Here is a 19,567-nt window from a genome sequence, read left to right as displayed (position 1 = left end):
CAGGAAATGAGCTCAAAAAAATATTCCTCCCTGAGAGGAATATTTTTTTGAAAAGCTATTCAGTTTTAAAATGAGATACAAGCTGATCTAATTCTTCAACTGTTTGTTTCATTTGTTTTGCAGTGAGAGTCATTTCATTCATCACGATGACTTTCTGTTCAGCAGATTGTGCCGTTGCGGCTGTTTCACTAGATACTTCATTTGAAATAGAAGCGATGTTATTAAGTGAAGCGTTCATTTCTTCAGCGCTTGCAGCCATTTCTTCAGCAGTTGCTGATATGTCTTGCATTTGAGTTGATACTTTATTTACTTGTTCAACAATTGTTGTGAAAGAAGTACCAGCCTCACGAACGACAGTAATGCCTTCAAATGCTTCAGAGCGGCCTTGAGACATCATAGAGCTAGCGGTCTCAGTATCATTTTGAATTTGGTGCAGCAATTGGTTAATATCTGTTGCAGCTGTTTTTGATTGTTCAGCAAGTTTACGAACTTCATCAGCTACGACAGCAAATCCTTTTCCTTGTTCACCGGCACGAGCAGCTTCAATAGAAGCATTTAAAGCAAGTAGATTTGTTTGTTCAGCGATATTAGAAATAGATTGTACAGCTGTATCAATATATTTTGTATGAGTGATTAGACGTTCGACTACTTCTGATGTAGCATTTACAGCTTCATGTATCGTTGTCATTTGTGAAACAGATTTTTGGATAACAGTACTTCCGTCGTTAGCGTGTTCAGATGTAGCTACAGCAAGTTCGGCTACAGATGAAGCAGATTCAGCGATACGCTGAACACTTATTGCCATATCATCCATCGCAGTCGAGCTTTCTTCCATACTAGAAGTTTGCGATTGAATACTTGAATTTAAGTTGGACATCGAGCTTTGAACTCTTATTGTTGCCTCGCGTGATGTATTAGTCTTTTCTAGCATATTTTCAGAAGCTGTTTGTACTTCTACAGATGTTTTTTGAACACGATTAATGATATGTTGCAGGTTTTCTAACATTTTATTAAACGATGATGCAATTGCACCGATTTCATCATTGCTATTTACTTGTAGACGGGCTGTTAAGTCGCCTTCTTGAGAGGCTAATTCTTTTAGTTTAGTATCAATTTGTTGAATTGGTTTTACAAGCTTACCAGAGAACCACCATGCAAGAATAATTGCAGTTACAATACAAATAACAAGTGATAAGAAGACAACATATTCAATTCGTAGTGAAGATTGATCAATTTTTTCAATAGATTGTTCACGTAATTTAGCTTGTTCATTACTGTAATTTGTGAAATCACCGATTACTTTATAAACAGTGCCATTCTCTGTAGAAGCTACTTGTAAAGCTTCTTCCCATTTTTGTTCTTTTGCAAGAGTGAATACTTTCTCTTCAATGAACTTTCTCCAAGTGGATCCTAATTCCATTGTGCTTTTCACGGACTGAGAAGTGTTAGGGTTAGAAAGAAGTTGCCCTTTTGTATCTTCAAGACGTTTACTCATCTCATTAAACTTGTCTAATTCGACTTGATCATGTTGTAGTAAATAACCTCTTAAAGCAGAAAGTTGTACTTGATAAGCGTCTCCGCGCTCTTTCAATTCTGTTGCAAGAGGAGAAATTTCTTTTTGTAATGTTTCAGCTTTATGAGACTGATCCATGGTAAAGAATAAAATAAAAGCTAAGGCGATGCCGAATAAAGCGCAAATCATTCCCATCATGAACATTAGTTTTTTTCGAATGCTAATAAAATTCATATGATAAAAATCCTCCTTGTAAAATCTTAGTATTAGAATTAATTAATTAATTAATGTAAAAAATTGAAAGAAAGCTTTACTCCATCTGGAATAAAGCTTTCTTCTTTCCTTTAGGAATTATAGCAGACAGAATGGGAGATAGAAAGAGATATTTTAGCGTGAAAAAAGAGAGACTCTAAATCGCTCTTTCTAACAATTTAGAGTTCGTAGAAGTATAAATGAAATTTTCATTTTAACTATTTGTTTTGAAATGAGAAACGAGCACTTCAAGTTCTTGCACAATTGTTTTCATTTCTGATGATTTTTTAGCAACGACACTCATTTTGTTTACTTGGTCACCAGCTGAAGTTGCTGTTTTCGATGTTTCGGCAGCAACTTCATTTGAAATAGAAGCGATATTATTTAAAGCTGCATTCATTTCTTCAGAACTTGCGGCCATTTCTTCAGCAGTTGCAGACATTTCTTGTATTTGTGTAGAGAAATTGTTAATGTGATTAACAATTTCTGAGAATGAAGATCCAGCGGTACGAATGACTGTAATTCCTTCAGAAGCTTCTGACTGACCTTGTGTCATCATGTCATTTGCTATTTTTGTGTCCGCTTGAATTTGATGAAGTAAATGGTTAATGTCATTTGCTGCTAGCTGAGATTGTTCAGCAAGTTTTCGTACTTCATCGGCAACAACAGCGAATCCTTTTCCGTGTTCACCAGCACGGGCCGCTTCAATAGAAGCATTTAAAGCGAGCAAATTCGTCTGCTCGGCAATATTAGAAATAGATTGAAGTGCAGTATCAATATGATTCGTATGTGTAATGAGTCGCTCTACCACTTGTGATGTAGCGTTAACAGCTTCGTTAATTGTATGCATTTGTGTAATAGATTTTTCAATGACTTTATTTCCATCATCTGCTTTTTCAGAAGTTGTAACAGCTAGGCTAGCGGCAGAAGAGGCAGCTTGTGCAATGCGCTGAACACTCGTTGCCATATCATCCATTGCGGTTGAACTTTCTTCAATGCTAGAAACTTGTGAACGAATATTGTGCTCAAGAGCATTCATAGTCTCTTTAGTTTTTGCGGTATTTTCCATAGAAGCAGTTGTTTCGATAAACACATTTTCAGAAGCTTCTTTTACACTTGTTGATGTTTGTTGAACTTGCTTTATTATACGCTGTAAGTTAGCAAGCATTTGATTAAAGGAATTTGCGATGTCACCAATTTCATCTTTACTCGTTACGTGTAATCTAGCGGTTAAATCGCCATCTTGAGAAGCTAATTCTTTTAACTTCGCATCAATTTGTCGAATCGGTTTAACGAGTTTACCAGAGAACCACCATGCCAATAGAATAGACGTTAATGTACATGTAATGAGTGAGAAGAAAATAATATATTGAATAAGGGATGAAGAAGACTCTACGTCAGCAATTAATACGTCCCGTTTGTCATTTTCTTCATTTGCATATTTAGTAAAACGACTTAAAAGATCATTTACATAATCTGTTTGAGCAAGAGCAATTTTGGATGCTTCATCCCATTTTCCTTCCCGTGCAAGAGGGAGGACTTCATTATCTACGACGCTGCGCCATTTTGCTCCCATTAAAATGGCCTCTTTCATTCCTTCTGGGAGTTTTTTATCACTTGTTACTTTCTCCCTAGTATCAGCTAGTTTTTTTCCTTCCCGGTTGAATTTATCCAATCCTTTTTGGTCATGTGATAGTAAATATTCTTGTAAACCAGCGACCTGCGCTTGGAACCAATCGCCACGTTCTTTTAAAATCGTTGCTCTTTTCGATACATCATTCTTTAATGTTTCGATTTCACTTGCTTGATTCATCGCGAATGAAAGAATAACAATAAGAGCAATGCTAAATAAAGAAGAAATGCTTAAGAGTGTGAACAGTAGTTTTTTTCGAATGCTAACATATTTCATTGTTACCCCTACCTTTTTTGAAAAACTATTTATTGTGATTTATAAATATCGAGAACGAAACTAATAAAAACATAATTAAGAAGTTATTAATCTGTTCAATGAAAATTATAGCAGATAATGGAATATGGCAGATTAATGTGAGTAAATGTTCTTAAAATGTATACATTTGTATATCAAAAAATTCATAAATAAAAATCAGAAATGGTATTGTAATTTGAAATAACATCCTGTATACTTCTAATTAGTTGATAACGATTATCACTATCAACTAAACATTACTCTTCGTTATGTTGGTCATACCCCTTTTTGACGACGTAAGTCAGAGACGAATGTTGAAATATCTTGTGTCCTATTCTACAGAATTATGGTAATCTCCAACCTCAACTTATATGCGTAAGCATGCAAAAAAAGGATCCTATCCGTGAAGGGATCCTTTTTTGCATGTTGTCGCAATTAATGTGTATAGACCTGGTATACGTTCTTCAATTCCTTCGGGTGAAGTAGAAGGGAAAACCCACCTTTGATGAGATCCGTGTTCTTCAATCAATTTTTCAACCTTGAAATTTGTTTCTGCCATTGATGTAATTATTTCTCCTAGTGTCCAGCGCCTAATTTTTGTTCTCGGTAAAGCGTATTTCTGTGATCCCGTAAGGAGAGTACTATAAGCTACGTCATCTTCAATAAGTTCCTCGTCGAAATAATTTCCATTTGCTCGAAATGATGGATGATCTACTCCTAATAATTTTGTATAAACGGGATGATAGTCACGTAGTATAAAGGTCCCATCTTGTTTTAGTAAGTGAGAGATTATATGAAAGAGTGGCTTTAAGTCTAAAAAGTAATGGAGCACGCCAAGTTCCAGTAACACGATATCAAATGATTGGGATAGATTTAAATCTAGTACATCGGAAATGATATATTGAATAGAGACACCAGCAGCTTCGGCTAGTTCGGTTGCGTATTTTTCATTACTTGCTGAAATGTCTACAACTGTTACATCGGCTCCTAAAAGAGCAAGAGCAACTGCTTTATTTCCTTTTGATCCGAGTAAGTTAATAATACGCTTTCCTTTTGGAGATTGTATGTAAGGTAAATAATGATTTACCTCGCGCACGGGATCTTCCATGAGCTTTTTCGCATAATCCTCTGGTGCCCCGTGGCGATTTGTCCAAGCTTCATAAGCAGCTGCGTTCCAACTTTTTTCATTAATAGTACTTAGTTGTTTTTGATTCAATTTTATCACTCCTTTTGTGAACGTATAGTTATTCGGTGAATGAGTAGGATTTCCTGTTTTTTTGAATAAAAGTTTGATTTTTCTGTTGTTAAGTCGTAAAATACGTTTTATACATAAAAGCGTTGAAAAGGAAAAGTAGAATGGAACCATTCTTTCCAGAGAGCTTCGGTAGCTGAGAAGAAGCAAGAATATTCATTTGAACAATGGCCTTTGAGCTTCGTCCTGAACTTATCAAATGATAATAGTAGGCGGCGACGAGAGTTGGTACTCGTTATCAAAACCACAGTATAAGAGCATGAATTGCTCCGTACTTGTTAAGGTTAGTTATGCGAATGACTGACGAAATAAGGTGGTACCGCGACTGTTTATAAAGCCCCGCCCTTATCTTTTTTAAGATAAGGGCGGGGCTTTTTATATTTTAAAGGAGGAATATAAGATGAGTATTTTTATTGGAGGCGCTTGGCCGTATGCAAATGGTTCGTTACACCTTGGACACATTGCTAGTTTGTTACCAGGAGATATTTTAGCACGTTATTACAGGGCAAAAGGTGAGCATGTGTTGTATGTTTCAGGAAGTGATTGTAATGGAACACCGATTACAATTAGAGCAAAGCAAGACGGTGTGATGGTGAAAGAAATTGCTGATAAGTATCACGAAGAGTTTGAGAGATGTTTTCGTAGCCTTGGTTTTACTTATGATTGCTATACACGTACAGATAGCGAGCATCATCATGAAACTGTTCAAAAAGTCTTTTTGCGACTATTAGAAGAAGGTTATATTTATAAAAAAGTAGTTGAACAAGCTTATTGCGAAACGTGTACGCAATTTTTACCGGATCGATATGTAGAAGGTATTTGTCCGCATTGTCATGAAGCAGCAAGGGGCGATCAATGCGATGCTTGTTCCGCTATTTTAGATCCACTCGATTTGTTAGAAAAGAAATGTAAGTTATGTGGTAGTACGCCATCAGTACAGGAAACAGAGCATTTCTATTTTGCATTGCATAAATTTCAGCAGCAAATTAAAGAGGCCGTAGAAATTGCAAAGCAGAAAGGAACATGGCGCGACAATGCAATTCAATTAACAGAGAGATATTTAAAGGAAGGATTACAAGATAGGGCAGTGTCACGTGATTTACCAATTGGGGTACCAATTCCAGTGGCAGGATATGAAGATAAGAAAATTTACGTATGGATTGAAGCAGTGACAGGATATTATTCGGCGAGTAAACACTGGGTTGAAGAAACAGGGAAAGATGATCAAGAGTTTTGGGATAAAGAAGCGAAAACATATTATGTACATGGTAAGGATAATATTCCGTTTCATTCAATCATTTGGCCAGCGGTATTACTTGGAATAGGAGAAGAAGCAATCCCGCGTCATATCGTTTCGAATGAATATTTAACAGTTGAAAAAAGAAAATTATCGACAAGTAAAAACTGGGCAGTATGGGTGCCTGACATATTAGAACGCTATAATCCAGATTCTATTCGTTACTTTTTAACAGTTAACGCACCAGAAAATCGTGATACTGATTTTTCATGGCGTGAATTCATTTACAGTCATAATAGTGAATTGTTAGGTGCATATGGGAAATTTGTGAACCGGACATTAAAGTTTATTGAAAAATATTATGGTGGTACTGTACCGAAGGGAAGTATTGATGTAGAGCTGAAAGATAAAGTAGAAGGATTATATAAAAGTGTAGGAGAGGCGATTGAACAAACTAAATTTAAGGTGGCACTAGAAACAATATTTGATGCAGTACGCTTTGCAAATAAATACTTTGATGAAAAGCAGCCTTGGAAACAAAGAGAAGACGACCCAGTTTCATGTGAGGAAACAATTTATAATTGTGTTTACCTAATAGCAAACTTTGCACAACTGCTTGAACCATTTTTACCGTTTTCAAGTGAAAGAGTTAGAAATACATTATCGAGTGTTAAAGTAAATTGGGAACCTCAAAATACGTTGCCAAACCGAATTGATAATGTGCAGCCATTATTTGAGCGAATCGATGTAAAACAAATTGAACATGAGGTAGAGAAGTTATATGGAGCGGTAAAGTGAAATATAAGGAAAAGGCCTTTCAAATAAATGAAAGGTCTTTTGTTATGCTGTATAACCCTCTTTCTTATCTTTCAAAAAGAAAAGCACAGCAAGGATTACGAGAATAATAGCCGCAATATCATATGTTATTTTGAAGGTAGTAATAAAGTTTAACATATCGTAACTTTATTCACATTTATATACAAGTTGATGTTGTCACGCACTATGAACACGATTATGTTTTTTTTCTTTCCTAGCAGTAAGTAGTTGTGGTGTGAAAATACCGAGTAATATAACCACAATCCCAATCCACTGCATTGGCGATACAACTTCATGAACAAGTGTAATAGAAGCGATAATTGCTGTTGGTAATTCAGCTGCACCTAATATTGTACCAAGTCCCGTTCCGACTTTTGGTACACCAATTGAAAAACAAATGACAGGTATAATAACCCCGAACAGTCCAAGGAAGAAAGCATATTTCCATAGGCCTGCTTGTAAAGCGCCGTCCGTTAAAAAGGTAGGCGGGAAAAATAAGCATACAATAAGAGTAGCACTCGTTGTCATAAGAAAGCTTTTCGTATAAGGCGGAACATCTGTAGCAACGCGCCCGCTTACAAATACATAGAATGAGAAAGAGACGGCAGCTAATAGTCCGAAAATAATACCTTTCGTAGAAAAGTTTTGTCCAAGACCTTCAAATACTCCACCAGCAAACAATGTACCAGTAAATAAAATAATAATAGATATAACTTTCTCACGGCTTGGGAATGTCCGGTTGGCAATCGCTTCGATGACTACACCAATCCAAGTGAACTGAAAGAGTAAAACGACAGCGATAGAGGCTGGCAATTCTTCTACGGAAATAGCATAGAAAATACCTGTCATACTCATTGTTGTGCCGACTGTTAGTAACGAAAAGAATTGTTTTTTTGATACTTTATGACGTGAAAAGAACAGAACGAGTAAAAGGAGTCCAATCCATCCGAAGACATATTGCCCTCCTAGTAGTTGGTGTGCGGAAAATCCGTCGATGAATCCGAGTTTAAAAATAGTTGAAAGTACGCCGTAGCTACAAGCGCCGAATAAAACTAGTAATGAATACTTAAACTTCTCCATAAAAATCCTCCTTTTAAATAATAAAAAACGCCCGCTATCCAAATAAGGATAACGGGCGAACGAAACAGAGTAAGATACTCTACAAAATTCCGCCATTCATACGAAGTATGAATTTGGGGTATGAAATTAGAGTAGGTTTTACATTGCTTTTGGGAATACAATGGAGCATTTTACACCTTGAGGTGTGTTTTGTATTCCATAAGGAAACTGATGTTTATCTAATATTTGTTTTACAATATATAACCCAAGACCACTACCTTGTACTAAGCCATGTTTGTCAGGATTTGCGCGATAGAATGGTTCAAATAAATGGGCAAGTTTATCTTCATCAATTTGAGAACCTGTATTTAATACTTCTAATGCGTAACCGTTTGGCTTTTCATAAAGTTTTATATATACATGCTGATGGTCAATTGTATAATGAATTGCATTTGAAATAATGTTAAAAATAGCAGTTTGCATAAATTTAGGATCAGCTAAAATTTGTGCATCTTGTTTAATGTTAGATTGAACATTTAATTGTTTTACAGATACAAAATAATCTACTTTCTTTATAACGTCCTCAATAATATTAGTTAATGAGATAACTTTTAAATTTGGTTTAAATTGAGGGTTTTGTATTTTGGATAATTCTGACACTTTTTCCGTTAATATGTTAATATCTTGCATCATCTCATATGAACGTTTTAAATATTTATCTCTATCTTTATAAGCGCCAATTCCGTGAATCATGCCATCGAGTTGTCCCATAACGGCTGCGATTGGTGTTTTTAATTCATGGGATATCATAGACATAAATTCTTTACGAGATTGTTCTAACTGTTGTTCCTTCTTGAGTTCATTTCTTAAATCTTGATTGCTTTCATGTAAATTTTTCACAATAGTAGGTACTTGTGAGGCAGCTACTTGCAAATTAAAATCTGTTTGATCTGTATTTTTGTTAAGTAGCTTTTTATCTGAGAAATCAAGATTCATAATATCTTTTAAAGCATCGCTCATATATCGGAAAGGTTTGGCGATTATTTTTGCGTAGATTAAAGATCCAAGCAGAGATAATGCAAGCATTGTCGCCCCAATATGTGGAGCTAACTGCTGCAACACATCTGTTAACTTTGGATTATCATGTGCATCATTTGCTTTACTTGCTGCATTTTGTGTATGTAAGGAATCATTGTTAGTAACTTGCTTTTCCGCTTCTGTAAGTGAAGACGTTGTGTTACTTTTCCCCGGAATATTTTGTGCATGTTCTTTTGCTTTTGCAGTTTGGCTAGGCTGCAAAAGATGATTGATGGCTGTAGAGAGTGTTTTCATGTCTATTTGAGAAGATTGAAAATTAGAGATGCTACTCTCTGACACAGCTTTATTTTGCTTTGTTTTACTTTGGTCGTTTTGTTTGTCTGATTCCGCTTGTTCCGCAGTTTGCGTTCCAGAAGCTTTCAAACGATCTTTATCGTAATTTGAGGCTAGAAAATAAATAATTTGATAAAGACAAAGTGATAACAGAATACAAAATAATAAGGTTTTGATGAATATATTTTTGGTGATGTTGTCTTTGCTACGATTCGATTTTGTAGCCAATGCCTTTCACCGTTTTAATATAAGGAATTTCTAATTTTTTTCGTAAGTTTTTAATATGTGTATCTATAACCCTCACATCACCATAATGTTCATAGCCCCATACCTTATTCAACAAATCACTTCTTGATAGTACTTTTCCCCGATTTTGCAGTAAAGTATATATAATTTCAAATTCTTTTGTAGTCAATTCAATTTGATTACCATGAACATAAGCGGCATATGCTGTAGAATTTAACATCAATTCATGGAATTGTAGTATAGTTGCAGCTTCTGCTTCCTTTGTTGCTGCCCTTCTTAATACAGCTTCTACACGTTTTATAAATACGGTGTAATGGAACGGTTTTGTAATATAGTCATCAATACCTAACTCAAATCCTTTAATTTCACTTTCTTCATTATGTAAGCCTGTTAACATAATGATTGGTACATCAGATTGTCCTCGCATAATTTTACAAATACTATAGCCATCTATATCTGGTAACATTACATCGAGGAGGACAAGATCGTATGAATTTTTTTGGAAAAGAAGAATGCCTTCTGTTCCAGCACCAACTACATCAACAGTAAAGTTTTGTGCCATTAGAAATTCACGAATAAGTTCTTGTATATCTGGGTTGTCTTCAATCACCAGTATATGCGTCATAGTAACACCTCCTAAATAACGCTTTTTACTGCAATATTCGAATTCATCATTTTTCGGATGACTCAGATTGTTTATACATATAATAAGCCCCCGCTATAAAATAGTAATGAAAGTAGCAAGGGGGATTGTTTAGTGTCACTGAATAGTTCAGAATTACAGTAGTTCTATTATAGTATGTATTGTAAAATTTATAAAATATTATAACTGTATAATTTTAATATCTATGTTTATCAATGTTACGATGATGTTGAATGCAATCTATTTTTATTATATATGTAAATACAGTTATTTTGCTACTGTAAATGAATAAATAAAATAAGCCAAGACATAAAATTCTTGGCTACACATAAATCTTGTTCTTAGGCTAATTTACAGTGACAGTAGCTTGCTGCTGAACGCGCTCAAATAACCAGTGAATATCATTGTTAAACATACGAATACAACCAAGTGTTGTTGCTTTCCCGATTGCTTGATTATTGTTAGTTCCATGAATCGCATACGTTGTTCCGTAAGTTCCTGCCATATTTAATCCGAGCCAGCGGTCCCCAAGTGGATTACGTGGATCGCCGCCTTTAATTTTTCCTGTATAGTAAGGACGGTTTTTAATTTTATTTACGATTTGAAAAGTACCCTTAGGTGTTGGTGTTGCTGCTTTTCCAGTAGCGACAGTGAAACTTTTTATGAATTTTCCATCTTGATAATAATCCATTTTATTTATTTTTGTGTTTACGATAAGCTGATCTTTCGTCGTAGCTGCTTCTGCAGTAGTGAATGGAAGAGTTAAAAATCCTAATGATAATAGCGCACTTAATAATAGTTTTTTCATTATATTCTCCTTTTACTTATTGTAGTAGTCTTACATACAATGAATTTGTAATCCTCGTAATGCTTGATTGACATTTTCATCTAATGTTTCAAAGAAGGTAGTAATCTTTGTATTACATTTGTTGTTTTTATCGATAAGTAATCTTTCATTTAATAAAAGCTCACCATGTAGTCCAAAACTTTGAACTCGAATATTTAGTTCATCTTCAGTTTCAGAAATAATCGGTAAGAAATAGTGAAAAGCTTTCGTTGGAATGATGTAGCTTTTGCCAATCATGCTTTCTTGATTTGAATTAACCCATTTTCTCGTGACGATCTTAATGTTCTTTTTTGAAACGATAAAAGACAGCGTTGTAGATTTTGTTAAACTTACGTCAAATTCATTTGTTTCACATATTTGTAAATTAAAAACGGTTTCATTTTGATGAGATTCAACATTCGTATTAATAAAATCGTGCATTTTATAAGCTTCCATTTCTTATTCACCCTTTTTTCAATTTCGAAAAGCGACTTATATTTATTCAGTTTAATGTTTAGTCATATATTAGCTAAATTTTTCAACAAATTCCGATATAATCTTACAATACGTATATGAAGCTAATATGAAGTTCATATGAGTTTGTGGTGGTTTTTTATAGAGAACAAAATAAGGTGGTTTTCGAGAGTTAAAAACTGGATGAAAAATGTATATTAATGGATTTCCTTCGCGTGATATATAGTTGTTAGCTTGTTTTTAAATGCTAATAGATATAAGTAAATAGAGAACAAAAAACTTTAGAATGAGCCTTACAAAAATGTAATAAAAATGTAAGCTATTGTGATAGTTATTTCGACAATTTTTTTATACAATAATAGTAACAAGTTGTACGTGAATGAAAGGGGAGATGACATGGAATGGGTTCATGAATTATTTCAGCAATATGGGTATTATGTAGTACTTGTAGGCCTGCTGTTAGAATATATTGCACTTCCGTTTCCGGGAGAGCCAACATTAGCATATGCGGGGTTTTTAGCACAGAAGGGTGATCTAAGTTTACCTATTTTAATTATCCTTTCCTTTATTGGGACAAGTGTAGGAATGACGATTCAATACTTTTTAGGTAATAAGCTTGGTATGCCTTTTGTTCAAAAATACGGGAAGTACGTATTTTTAACACAAAGAAAAATTGATTTAACGAGAATGTGGTTCGATAAATACGGATATTTCCTTATCTTTATTGGCTTCTTCATTCCTGGTGTACGTCATTTTACAGGATACTTTGCAGGTATCATTAACTTACCGTTTCGCCGCTTTGCAATTACAATTTATTCAGGTGCTTTATTCTGGGTATCGTTCTTCTTAATTGGCGGCTACTGGTTAGGTGGTAACTTACATGATATTTTCGGATTACTGGGAGATCATATCGGCAAAATCATTTTCGGAGCGATTGTCATTGTAGCAATTACGTTAAGCGTTCGTTTCCGCAAGCAACTAAAACGAGTATTTTTACAAAACGCAAGTTAATATGGAATCCATTCTATGTCAGATTTTAGGGAGGCAGTGCAAAAGCACTGCCTTTTTTATTGTATTTTCCAGTTTGCTTTTATTTTTCCATCGATACCGTCACCGGTGGCTGGTATATAATACGTTTCTATTTTTTTTCCGTATGTGATTATTAAAATCTATTATCTAAGTTATATATTTAGGAGAATATAGATTTATTTTTGACATGTATATAAGTCAAAATGACAATTATAATTGACAAAGATAAGGATATTATTTACAATTTTATTTAAATAAATGAAAAAGAGGGAAGACATGAAGCTTCAAAATCGAGTGAGGGAATTTCGAGCAAAGCATCGTTTATCACAAGGGGATTTAGGGAAAGCGATTGGCTCATCACGGCAAACCATTAGTTTAATTGAGCGTGGAGATTATGCACCATCTATTGTGTTATCGCTAAAAATCGCACAAATTTTTGGAGCGCCGGTGGAGGAGATATTTATGTTGGTGGAGGGGGAAGAGGACGATGAAGATGAAGAGTAAACGAAAAAAACAATTTGATTTTGTGGGGAAAATAGCATTAAGTATGATGGGTGGATTTTTAACATCTTATATAGCTTTAAATTTACTCTCGAATGAACCGAGAGAATTATCATCTAATACATTTATAGGTGTATGTACTATTTTTGGAATCTTAATGATGTACTACACTTGGAAGAATACACGTATGTTAGCGGAGGCACGCGATGAAGAAGAGAGCGTACAAGGCAGAAAATTAGGCATTATAAGTATATATTTACGTGTAGGTGATATAGTTACGCAGGCATGGTTTGTATATGCAGTTATTACATGTAGACGTGCACTGTTACAGGATACAAATGTGTCATTTGCAGTGTGGAATTTAGTAGCTTCTATTGTCTGTTTAACTATTGTAGTGGTTATCGGGCTCATAACAAAAAATCGTTATAATAAGCTATATCCTGAACAAGGTGTAACATATATGGAATCTATGAAAATGTGGACGAAAAACGCAGATGAAGGATTAAAGCACATTGTGCATGAGGCTGGATATAAAGCATATGAATTTACGAATACAATATTGGCATATGTATGGTGGGCTGCCGTTATATATACAGCGGCTAGTGATATCGATTTTGTATTAATTGGCTTAATCTCATTTATTTGGATATTGCATCTCGGAAAATTCATGTACGAAATGCAGAGAAAAATGATTTATTAAGGGGAGAAAAAGGTGGATATTTTAAGAAGGCCAGCTGGTTCCATGACGGCGGCGCTAGTTCTGTCCATTTTATACGGAGTAATTCGAACTGGGAAATTAGAAGTAATGTTGAATATATGGGCAGTATTTGGAATTGTATTATTAGTGTTAGCCATTCATGAGCTAGGGCACATAGTATTTGGTTTGATAGGTGGTTTGAATTTTAAATTTATGACAGTAGGACCTATCACTGTTCAAAAAGAAAAGGGGAAATTACGCATTCGAGAAAATAAATTATGGGCGTACTTTGGTGGCGTGGTGATGTTAGTACCGTCTTCTATAGAGACACCGAACCTTTCAAAGAAATGGGCGTGGATGACTTTAGGCGGACCAATTATGAGTTTATTATTCGGTATTACTTCAGGTTACATATACATGGTGAGCTATTATCAATATCTTTTATATTTTTCCGTTTTCCACTTTGTGATTTTTGCAGTTACAATCGTGCCGATAAAAGGAACGCTTCTGAGTGATGGCATGCAATTTCTCATTTTAATTAAAGATGATGAAAAAGCTAAGCAGCATTTATATACGATTCAAATATCGAGTGAGTTATTTAGTTATAAAAGACCGAAAGATTGGGATGAGAGATTAGTAGAACTTAGTGAGGAAAAATTAAAAGAGGATAAAAGTATAAGAGAGATAATGAGCGGACTTATGCTCGTCTTTTATGCCCGAGCTGATCAAAAGGGAATGGAAAGAGCGATACCGTATATAGAACAAATTGTTCAGCTATCTGTAACGAAGGAAAATAAATTTTTCGTTGGTAGTTTTCATAGTTGGTATCTTTTATATAAAGCTCTTTATCAGATGGATAGCCTTTCTCTGCAAGAAGCAAAGGAACATGCAAAGGCCATTACCAAAATGGATTTAAACGGATATTACCGTACACAAGGAATTATTAAATATTTAGAGGACGATATGGAAGCTTCCCGCTGTTATATGAAGAAAGCTGATAAGGAATTAGAGAGTGCTGAGAAGAGTGGAATGGGATATTTACAAGTAGAGAGAGAATGGTTTGAGCAGCTACAGGCGAGGGTATCTTACGATGGGTGAGGTATCCTCTTTTTTATATGTCATCTTATTCGATTTCATAAAAAACGAAGTACAGGTAGAATAAAAGAGATAGGAGGAGATACATATGGAAATTTTATCGATTATTTTGATAGTCTTGCTCATTTATGCTGTTTTTAAAGTGGCGTATGTAGCATTAAAGGTACTCGCGATCCTATTAATTATCTTTTTAATTGTTGAGTTCGGCAGTAAGTTACTTGGGGGATAGGCATGTTGTGCGTTTTGAGTGTCGAACCGTCGGTATAATGAAAAAATCGCTGATATAAGTGGAGAAACGATCGATATATTTTAAAAATCGTTGATATATTTAATTGAATACTAAGTGGGGTATATGGGAAAGAAGTTGCCGTGGAGGTAACTTCTTTTTATTTTGGTGATGGGGTATGAACAGGAAAGAACAGTAAACAAAAAAGCTGGAAGAATTTCTTCCAGCTTACGAGTTACTTTCAATTTGACGACCATTTTCTTCTTCAGTGTCCTGTAATAGATTGAATACGTCTGCTAGGCAGAATGCGATAAACCAAGTCCATAGACCGTGGAAGAAAGCTGAGCTTAATTGAAGTGGTAATGTATAGTTTGTCATTGAGTAGGAAATACATCCACCAACGATTCCGATCATTGTTAATAACATTGTTTTTTGAGCATTTTCTTCTGGATTGAAGAGGAAGAAAATGTATCCACCTAAAATTGAAGCGCTTACAAGGGTTTCGATTCCATTAAAAATGATATTCTCTCCAAGCTCTGTGTTTGTCCAGAAACAGATCACGCCGCCGACGATCGCAAATAGGACAGCTAGTGTGTATCGTATATATTGATTCATATGTTCATCTCCTTATGTAATAAGATGATTTGGAAGTCAAAAAGGTAGGTATAGTATATTGAAGTGAATTTTAGTTGTACGTATCTTTTATAAAAAGATCAGTGAAGAATAACTAAGATGATCGGTTTTTTTTAACCGTTACGTGTATGGTGTCTGAAATATACCCGACTGCTCGTTTCTTTTTGCTTATAAAAATAAGAGAAACTTCCAAGTCTATATACTCTTTTTTGTAAGTCTAGTTTTATTATAACATATTTAGTGATACAATAATAGAATTATCTGATTTTGTAATAAGTGTAAAAAATAAAAAACGCAAGGAATTGTAGTTCCTTGCGCTTTTTTATATACGTTTGAAACGGCCGACAATTTCAACTGTTTCAGTAATGTTCATAAATGCTTTATTATCCACTTGGCGGATAATACGTTTCATTTCGCCCAACTCGTAGCGAGTTACGACAGTGTAAATCATTTTTTTCTTATGGTTTGTATAGCCGCCGACAGCATCTACCATTGTTACGCCACGTATGCCGTGATGTAATAGTGAGCTTTTTATTTCCTCACCTTTTTCTGTAATTGTCATTATCGTTAATTTAATATGTTTTGTATGCACGGCATCAATTACTTTGCTGACTACAAACCGACTAATTAACGTATAAAGCGTAATATCCCATCCGAAAATAAATCCTGCTGCAACAAGTAAGATTAAGTTGAATCCAAAGATGATTGCTCCAATTGAAACATCGCGATGTTTCGCTACAATCAATCCAACAACATCAAAACCACCTGTTGAAGAAGCAAATCGGAATATGATTCCTGAGGCAGCACCGCAGATGACACCACCGAATACAGAAGACAGCAAAATATCATCTGAAACTTGGTGTACTGGGATAATGTTCATCGCTAAAGATGATACAGCTACAAAGTATGCCGTTAAAAAGGTTGTCTTCTTTCCTAAGTAAAAGTGACTTAAAATAAGAAGCGGAATGTTTAGTAAAAAGATAAGTGCTCCGATATTGTAGTGCATTAAATAACCGATAATCATCCCTACACCAGCGAATCCACCGCTAATCATATTATGCGGGATAAAAAACATATTCATAGAAATTGCATACAAAATAGAAGCTATAAAAATAACAACTAACTGTATGATGAATTCTAAATGAAATGTTTTAGCTGCTGGGAAGGATAAAAAGGCGGTGTCGGGAACGTAATCGGCGTCTCCTAGTTGACCCATAGTATGTTTCATCTCCATATTCATTTTTGATTACAAGAAGAGAATAAAGCTTTTTTCAAAAACTGGCAATAGTTTTATTATAATGCAAAAATTTTATAAATTTCTAACAAATCAAACCTATTCAAAGATACGTGTGAATATACTAAAGAAAGCGAATACATTGGTTTTCTAGCATAATTTTTTGAGAAAATATGCAAAAAAACTTTTGAGAACAAAAGGAAATAGAGAATGTTTGCTGAATATGCTAAAATGACTTTATTAAGGATGTGAAGCGATGGAATTTTTATTGCAGGATGCAATTCTATATATATCGTTTGTAACGACAGCGCTTTGTGTATTAGAAGTCTTTTTTCTTGCTAACGTTTCTCGCTTTGTGCGTCAGCAAGCATCGAGCGGTAGACAGAGAGCTTTTAAACTAGTAGATACGTGTGAAGAGGGTACAAGAAATGTACCGCTATTTTCTATTTTTTATAAATATGGAATGATTCGTTCTGTCCGCAGACAAGAATCGAGTGGAGAGAGTGACGAGGTAGGTCCGTATACACCAATGTTTCGCTAATTAATTACGAAACATTGGAGGAATGAACATGTTAAAATCATACCGAGCTAGGCTCATTAGTTTATCATTATTACTTGTTTTTGTTTTATCTGGCTGCAGTAATGCAGGCACAATTGATTCACATAGTACGGGGATTTGGAACCATTATTTCGTATATCCAATCTCATTTATGATTCAATTTGTTGCTCATCATATACCTGGAGCTAGCTTCGGGATTGCCATCATTATCATGACGCTCGTTATTCGTTCAGCAATGATTCCATTAGCTGTTTCGCAATATCGTAGCCAAGCGAAAATGAAAAAAATGCAACCTGAATTACAGAAGCTGAAACAGAAATATGGTGATGTGGGTAAAGATCTTGAAAAACAAAAGCAGTATCAAAAAGAAATGTCAGAACTAATGAAATCAGGCGGTTGGAATCCGTTAGCTGGGTGCTGGCCAATCTTTATACAAATGCCGATTTTCTCTGCTTTGTATTATGCGATTAGCCGAACTGAAGAGATTCGTACATCTTCATTTTTATGGGTGAACCTAGGACATGCAGATCCATATCATATATTACCGATTATCGCAGCGTTAACAACATTTATTCAAATGAAGGTGTTCCAATCAAATGTAACGCCTGGAGAACAAGTTCAAATGCTGAAAATACAGCAAATTATGATGCCTGCAATGATTCTATTTATGGGATTTGCGGCGCCATCAGGACTGGTACTGTATTGGATTACAGGTAACTTATTTACAATGACACAAACAATTGTATTAAGAAAAGTAATGGAACGTGAAGAATTACAATTACAAAAAGCTTAGAAAAACGCCGCTCGTGATGAGCGGTGTTTTTTATTTAAATCGTTAAGGAAATTTTAAGAAACCAACATTACTATTGGCATTGTATACGAAAGTGTACATGCTTTAGAACTATGAAGGAGGAAATTTCCTATGAAGAAGAAAACAGTTGGGTATTTAGTAATTGCAGGTGCTCTATCATTTGGAATTGTAGGAGGAGCTGGTATACCAGCGTTTGCGGCAACTAATACTCCAGCAGCTGAGCAAGTTACAAAAGGAACTGCAAAGAAGAATTTAGATGAAGCAACAAAACAAAAAGTAAAAACGATTATGGATGATACAAAGAAACAGTTAGAGGAACTAGGTGTGAAACTTCCAGAGAAGGAGAAACGCAAAGACATGCTTGCGGACTTAGATGAGGCGACAAAAGAAAAAGCGAAGTCGATTCTAGAGCAAGAAAAATCCGGGAAATTAACTCGCGAACAAGCAAATGAGGAATTAACAAAGCTAGGCGTGAAATTCCCAGAGAAAGGGAAGCACAAAGATATATTCGCGAATTTTGATGAGGCGACAAAAGAAAAAGCGAAGTCCATTTTTGAGCAAGAAAAGTCCGGAGCATTAACGCATGAGCAAGTGAAAGAGAAATTGAAAGAATTAGGCGTAACGCTTCCAGAGAAAGGGAAGCATGGTGACATGTTCGCGGATTTAGATGAGGCGACAAAAGAAAAAGCGGAAGCAATTTTGAAGCAAGAAAAGTCTGGAACACTGACTCGTGGGCAAGCGAAAGCGAAGTTGAAAGAACTAGGTGTGAAATTCCCAGAGAAAGGGAAGCATGGTGATATGTTCGCGAATCTAGATGAGGCGACAAAAGAAAAAGCGAAGTCCATTTTTGAGCAAGAAAAGTCCGGGGAATTAACTCGCGAGCAAGCGAAAGAAGAATTGACAAAACTAGGTGTGAATCTTCCAGAGAAAGGGAAGCATGAAGACATCTTTGCAAACTTAGATGAGGCGACAAAAGAAAAAGCGAAAGCGATTCTAGAAAAGGAAAAGAAACAATTAGCAGATTTAAATGTGGATCTTCCAAATCATAAATTTTTTATGAAAAAAGATGATAAATAATTGAACTATGTAGTATCTTTCGTGTGGGCAACCGAAAGGTACATATGACAAATGCGAGGACCGATTTCTGTAAGCAGAAATCGGTCCCT

General features: G+C 35.2%; 19 protein-coding genes and 1 other annotated feature. Of the genes, 9 read left to right on the top strand and 10 right to left on the bottom strand.

Going from position 1 to position 19,567, the window contains the following annotated elements; translation table 11 throughout:
- Positions 1–55 precede the first annotated feature (55 nt).
- The 3 genes from QCI77_RS25605 to QCI77_RS25595 all read right to left on the bottom strand — a co-directional run bounded on the left by QCI77_RS25605 (position 56) and on the right by QCI77_RS25595 (position 4,908).
- Positions 56–1,747 (bottom strand): methyl-accepting chemotaxis protein, encoded by a 1,692-nt coding sequence (locus tag QCI77_RS25605; RefSeq protein ID WP_088040390.1) that lies wholly within the window; start codon positions 1,745–1,747, stop codon positions 56–58.
- Positions 1,748–1,979: 232 nt separating this feature from the next.
- Positions 1,980–3,674 (bottom strand): methyl-accepting chemotaxis protein, encoded by a 1,695-nt coding sequence (locus QCI77_RS25600; RefSeq protein ID WP_002129822.1) that lies wholly within the window; start codon positions 3,672–3,674, stop codon positions 1,980–1,982.
- Positions 3,675–4,089: 415 nt separating this feature from the next.
- Positions 4,090–4,908: a class I SAM-dependent methyltransferase gene (locus QCI77_RS25595; protein WP_078206615.1), complete on the bottom strand. Its 819-nt coding sequence runs from the start codon at positions 4,906–4,908 to the stop codon at positions 4,090–4,092.
- Between the two features lie 113 nt (positions 4,909–5,021).
- Positions 5,022–5,294 (top strand) — a binding site (T-box leader).
- A 50-nt stretch (positions 5,295–5,344) separates the two neighbouring features.
- Between QCI77_RS25595 and metG the strand changes: the two genes are divergently transcribed.
- Complete coding sequence (metG, locus tag QCI77_RS25590; RefSeq protein WP_353825623.1) at positions 5,345–6,979, top strand: methionine--tRNA ligase; 1,635 nt, start codon at positions 5,345–5,347, stop codon at positions 6,977–6,979.
- Between the two features lie 195 nt (positions 6,980–7,174).
- Here metG and QCI77_RS25585 read toward each other — a convergent pair whose 3' ends face one another.
- The 5 genes from QCI77_RS25585 to QCI77_RS25565 all read right to left on the bottom strand — a co-directional run bounded on the left by QCI77_RS25585 (position 7,175) and on the right by QCI77_RS25565 (position 11,598).
- Positions 7,175–8,077 (bottom strand): EamA family transporter, encoded by a 903-nt coding sequence (locus tag QCI77_RS25585; protein ID WP_002015976.1) that lies wholly within the window; start codon positions 8,075–8,077, stop codon positions 7,175–7,177.
- Between the two features lie 138 nt (positions 8,078–8,215).
- Positions 8,216–9,655 (bottom strand): sensor histidine kinase, encoded by a 1,440-nt coding sequence (locus QCI77_RS25580; protein ID WP_353825622.1) that lies wholly within the window; start codon positions 9,653–9,655, stop codon positions 8,216–8,218.
- Positions 9,633–10,298, bottom strand: coding sequence for a response regulator transcription factor (locus tag QCI77_RS25575; RefSeq protein WP_000148832.1), 666 nt, complete (start codon positions 10,296–10,298; stop codon positions 9,633–9,635). Before QCI77_RS25575 ends, QCI77_RS25580 begins: the two co-directional genes overlap by 23 nt.
- A gap of 364 nt (positions 10,299–10,662) precedes the next feature.
- On the bottom strand, positions 10,663–11,124 hold the full coding sequence (locus tag QCI77_RS25570) for a L,D-transpeptidase (RefSeq protein ID WP_002015973.1): 462 nt from the start codon (positions 11,122–11,124) through the stop codon (positions 10,663–10,665).
- A 30-nt stretch (positions 11,125–11,154) separates the two neighbouring features.
- Positions 11,155–11,598, bottom strand: coding sequence for a DUF3978 family protein (locus QCI77_RS25565; protein ID WP_002034632.1), 444 nt, complete (start codon positions 11,596–11,598; stop codon positions 11,155–11,157).
- Positions 11,599–12,012: 414 nt separating this feature from the next.
- On the opposite strand from QCI77_RS25565, the gene QCI77_RS25560 reads away from it, so the two are divergent.
- The 5 genes from QCI77_RS25560 (at position 12,013) to QCI77_RS25540 (ending at position 15,167) form a co-directional block, all read left to right on the top strand.
- Positions 12,013–12,627, top strand: a complete 615-nt coding sequence (locus tag QCI77_RS25560) for a DedA family protein (RefSeq protein ID WP_002129815.1) — start codon at positions 12,013–12,015, stop codon at positions 12,625–12,627.
- Positions 12,628–12,903: 276 nt separating this feature from the next.
- The gene (locus QCI77_RS25555) at positions 12,904–13,149 is read left to right on the top strand and encodes a helix-turn-helix transcriptional regulator (RefSeq protein WP_002067963.1); all 246 of its coding nucleotides are present in this window, start codon (positions 12,904–12,906) and stop codon (positions 13,147–13,149) included.
- Positions 13,139–13,846: a DUF3169 family protein gene (locus QCI77_RS25550; RefSeq protein ID WP_033728257.1), complete on the top strand. Its 708-nt coding sequence runs from the start codon at positions 13,139–13,141 to the stop codon at positions 13,844–13,846. The genes QCI77_RS25555 and QCI77_RS25550 overlap by 11 nt, the downstream gene beginning before the upstream one ends.
- 42 nt (positions 13,847–13,888) lie before the next feature.
- Complete coding sequence (locus QCI77_RS25545) at positions 13,889–14,941, top strand: site-2 protease family protein (protein ID WP_353825796.1); 1,053 nt, start codon at positions 13,889–13,891, stop codon at positions 14,939–14,941.
- 85 nt (positions 14,942–15,026) lie between these two features.
- Positions 15,027–15,167 carry a DUF3985 family protein gene (locus QCI77_RS25540; protein WP_080784442.1) on the top strand — a complete coding sequence of 47 codons (141 nt, stop codon included), beginning with the start codon at positions 15,027–15,029 and terminating at the stop codon, positions 15,165–15,167.
- A 225-nt stretch (positions 15,168–15,392) separates the two neighbouring features.
- On the opposite strand, the gene QCI77_RS25535 is transcribed toward QCI77_RS25540, so the two are convergent.
- Both QCI77_RS25535 and QCI77_RS25530 read right to left on the bottom strand, forming a co-directional pair.
- The gene (locus tag QCI77_RS25535; RefSeq protein WP_002034640.1) at positions 15,393–15,779 is read right to left on the bottom strand and encodes a DUF3938 domain-containing protein; all 387 of its coding nucleotides are present in this window, start codon (positions 15,777–15,779) and stop codon (positions 15,393–15,395) included.
- A 340-nt stretch (positions 15,780–16,119) separates the two neighbouring features.
- A complete protein-coding gene (locus QCI77_RS25530) occupies positions 16,120–17,013 on the bottom strand; it encodes a YitT family protein (RefSeq protein WP_000530031.1) in 894 nt (297 codons plus the stop codon).
- Positions 17,014–17,287: 274 nt separating this feature from the next.
- Here QCI77_RS25530 and QCI77_RS25525 point away from each other — a divergent pair, with 274 nt between their 5' ends.
- The 3 genes from QCI77_RS25525 (at position 17,288) to QCI77_RS25515 (ending at position 19,478) form a co-directional block, all read left to right on the top strand.
- A complete protein-coding gene (locus QCI77_RS25525; protein WP_002015967.1) occupies positions 17,288–17,572 on the top strand; it encodes a hypothetical protein in 285 nt (94 codons plus the stop codon).
- A gap of 28 nt (positions 17,573–17,600) precedes the next feature.
- On the top strand, positions 17,601–18,383 hold the full coding sequence (gene yidC / locus QCI77_RS25520) for a membrane protein insertase YidC (RefSeq protein ID WP_002015966.1): 783 nt from the start codon (positions 17,601–17,603) through the stop codon (positions 18,381–18,383).
- 129 nt (positions 18,384–18,512) lie between these two features.
- Positions 18,513–19,478: a hypothetical protein gene (locus tag QCI77_RS25515; protein WP_113769701.1), complete on the top strand. Its 966-nt coding sequence runs from the start codon at positions 18,513–18,515 to the stop codon at positions 19,476–19,478.
- Positions 19,479–19,567: the final 89 nt, after the last annotated feature.

It is taken from the genome of Bacillus cereus group sp. MG9 (genome assembly GCF_040459995.1).
GTDB classification, from domain to species: domain Bacteria; phylum Bacillota; class Bacilli; order Bacillales; family Bacillaceae_G; genus Bacillus_A; species Bacillus_A mycoides.
Note: the sequence above shows the minus strand (reverse complement) of the source record. Positions and strands in the feature narration are given on the sequence as shown.

Bases quoted from the DNA above. Each gene is read 5' to 3' on its own strand.
- QCI77_RS25605 (WP_088040390.1), bottom strand. From the start codon at position 1,747: ATGAATTTTATTAGCATTCGAAAAAAACTAATGTTCATGATGGGAATG.
- QCI77_RS25600 (WP_002129822.1), bottom strand. From the start codon at position 3,674: ATGAAATATGTTAGCATTCGAAAAAAACTACTGTTCACACTCTTAAGC.
- metG (WP_353825623.1), top strand. From the start codon at position 5,345: ATGAGTATTTTTATTGGAGGCGCTTGGCCGTATGCAAATGGTTCGTTA.
- QCI77_RS25585 (WP_002015976.1), bottom strand. From the start codon at position 8,077: ATGGAGAAGTTTAAGTATTCATTACTAGTTTTATTCGGCGCTTGTAGC.
- QCI77_RS25575 (WP_000148832.1), bottom strand. From the start codon at position 10,298: ATGACGCATATACTGGTGATTGAAGACAACCCAGATATACAAGAACTT.
- QCI77_RS25570 (WP_002015973.1), bottom strand. From the start codon at position 11,124: ATGAAAAAACTATTATTAAGTGCGCTATTATCATTAGGATTTTTAACT.
- QCI77_RS25565 (WP_002034632.1), bottom strand. From the start codon at position 11,598: ATGGAAGCTTATAAAATGCACGATTTTATTAATACGAATGTTGAATCT.
- QCI77_RS25560 (WP_002129815.1), top strand. From the start codon at position 12,013: ATGGAATGGGTTCATGAATTATTTCAGCAATATGGGTATTATGTAGTA.
- QCI77_RS25555 (WP_002067963.1), top strand. From the start codon at position 12,904: ATGAAAAAGAGGGAAGACATGAAGCTTCAAAATCGAGTGAGGGAATTT.
- QCI77_RS25550 (WP_033728257.1), top strand. From the start codon at position 13,139: ATGAAGAGTAAACGAAAAAAACAATTTGATTTTGTGGGGAAAATAGCA.
- QCI77_RS25545 (WP_353825796.1), top strand. From the start codon at position 13,889: ATGACGGCGGCGCTAGTTCTGTCCATTTTATACGGAGTAATTCGAACT.
- QCI77_RS25540 (WP_080784442.1), top strand. From the start codon at position 15,027: ATGGAAATTTTATCGATTATTTTGATAGTCTTGCTCATTTATGCTGTT.
- QCI77_RS25535 (WP_002034640.1), bottom strand. From the start codon at position 15,779: ATGAATCAATATATACGATACACACTAGCTGTCCTATTTGCGATCGTC.
- QCI77_RS25530 (WP_000530031.1), bottom strand. From the start codon at position 17,013: ATGGGTCAACTAGGAGACGCCGATTACGTTCCCGACACCGCCTTTTTA.
- QCI77_RS25525 (WP_002015967.1), top strand. From the start codon at position 17,288: ATGGAATTTTTATTGCAGGATGCAATTCTATATATATCGTTTGTAACG.
- yidC (WP_002015966.1), top strand. From the start codon at position 17,601: ATGTTAAAATCATACCGAGCTAGGCTCATTAGTTTATCATTATTACTT.
- QCI77_RS25515 (WP_113769701.1), top strand. From the start codon at position 18,513: ATGAAGAAGAAAACAGTTGGGTATTTAGTAATTGCAGGTGCTCTATCA.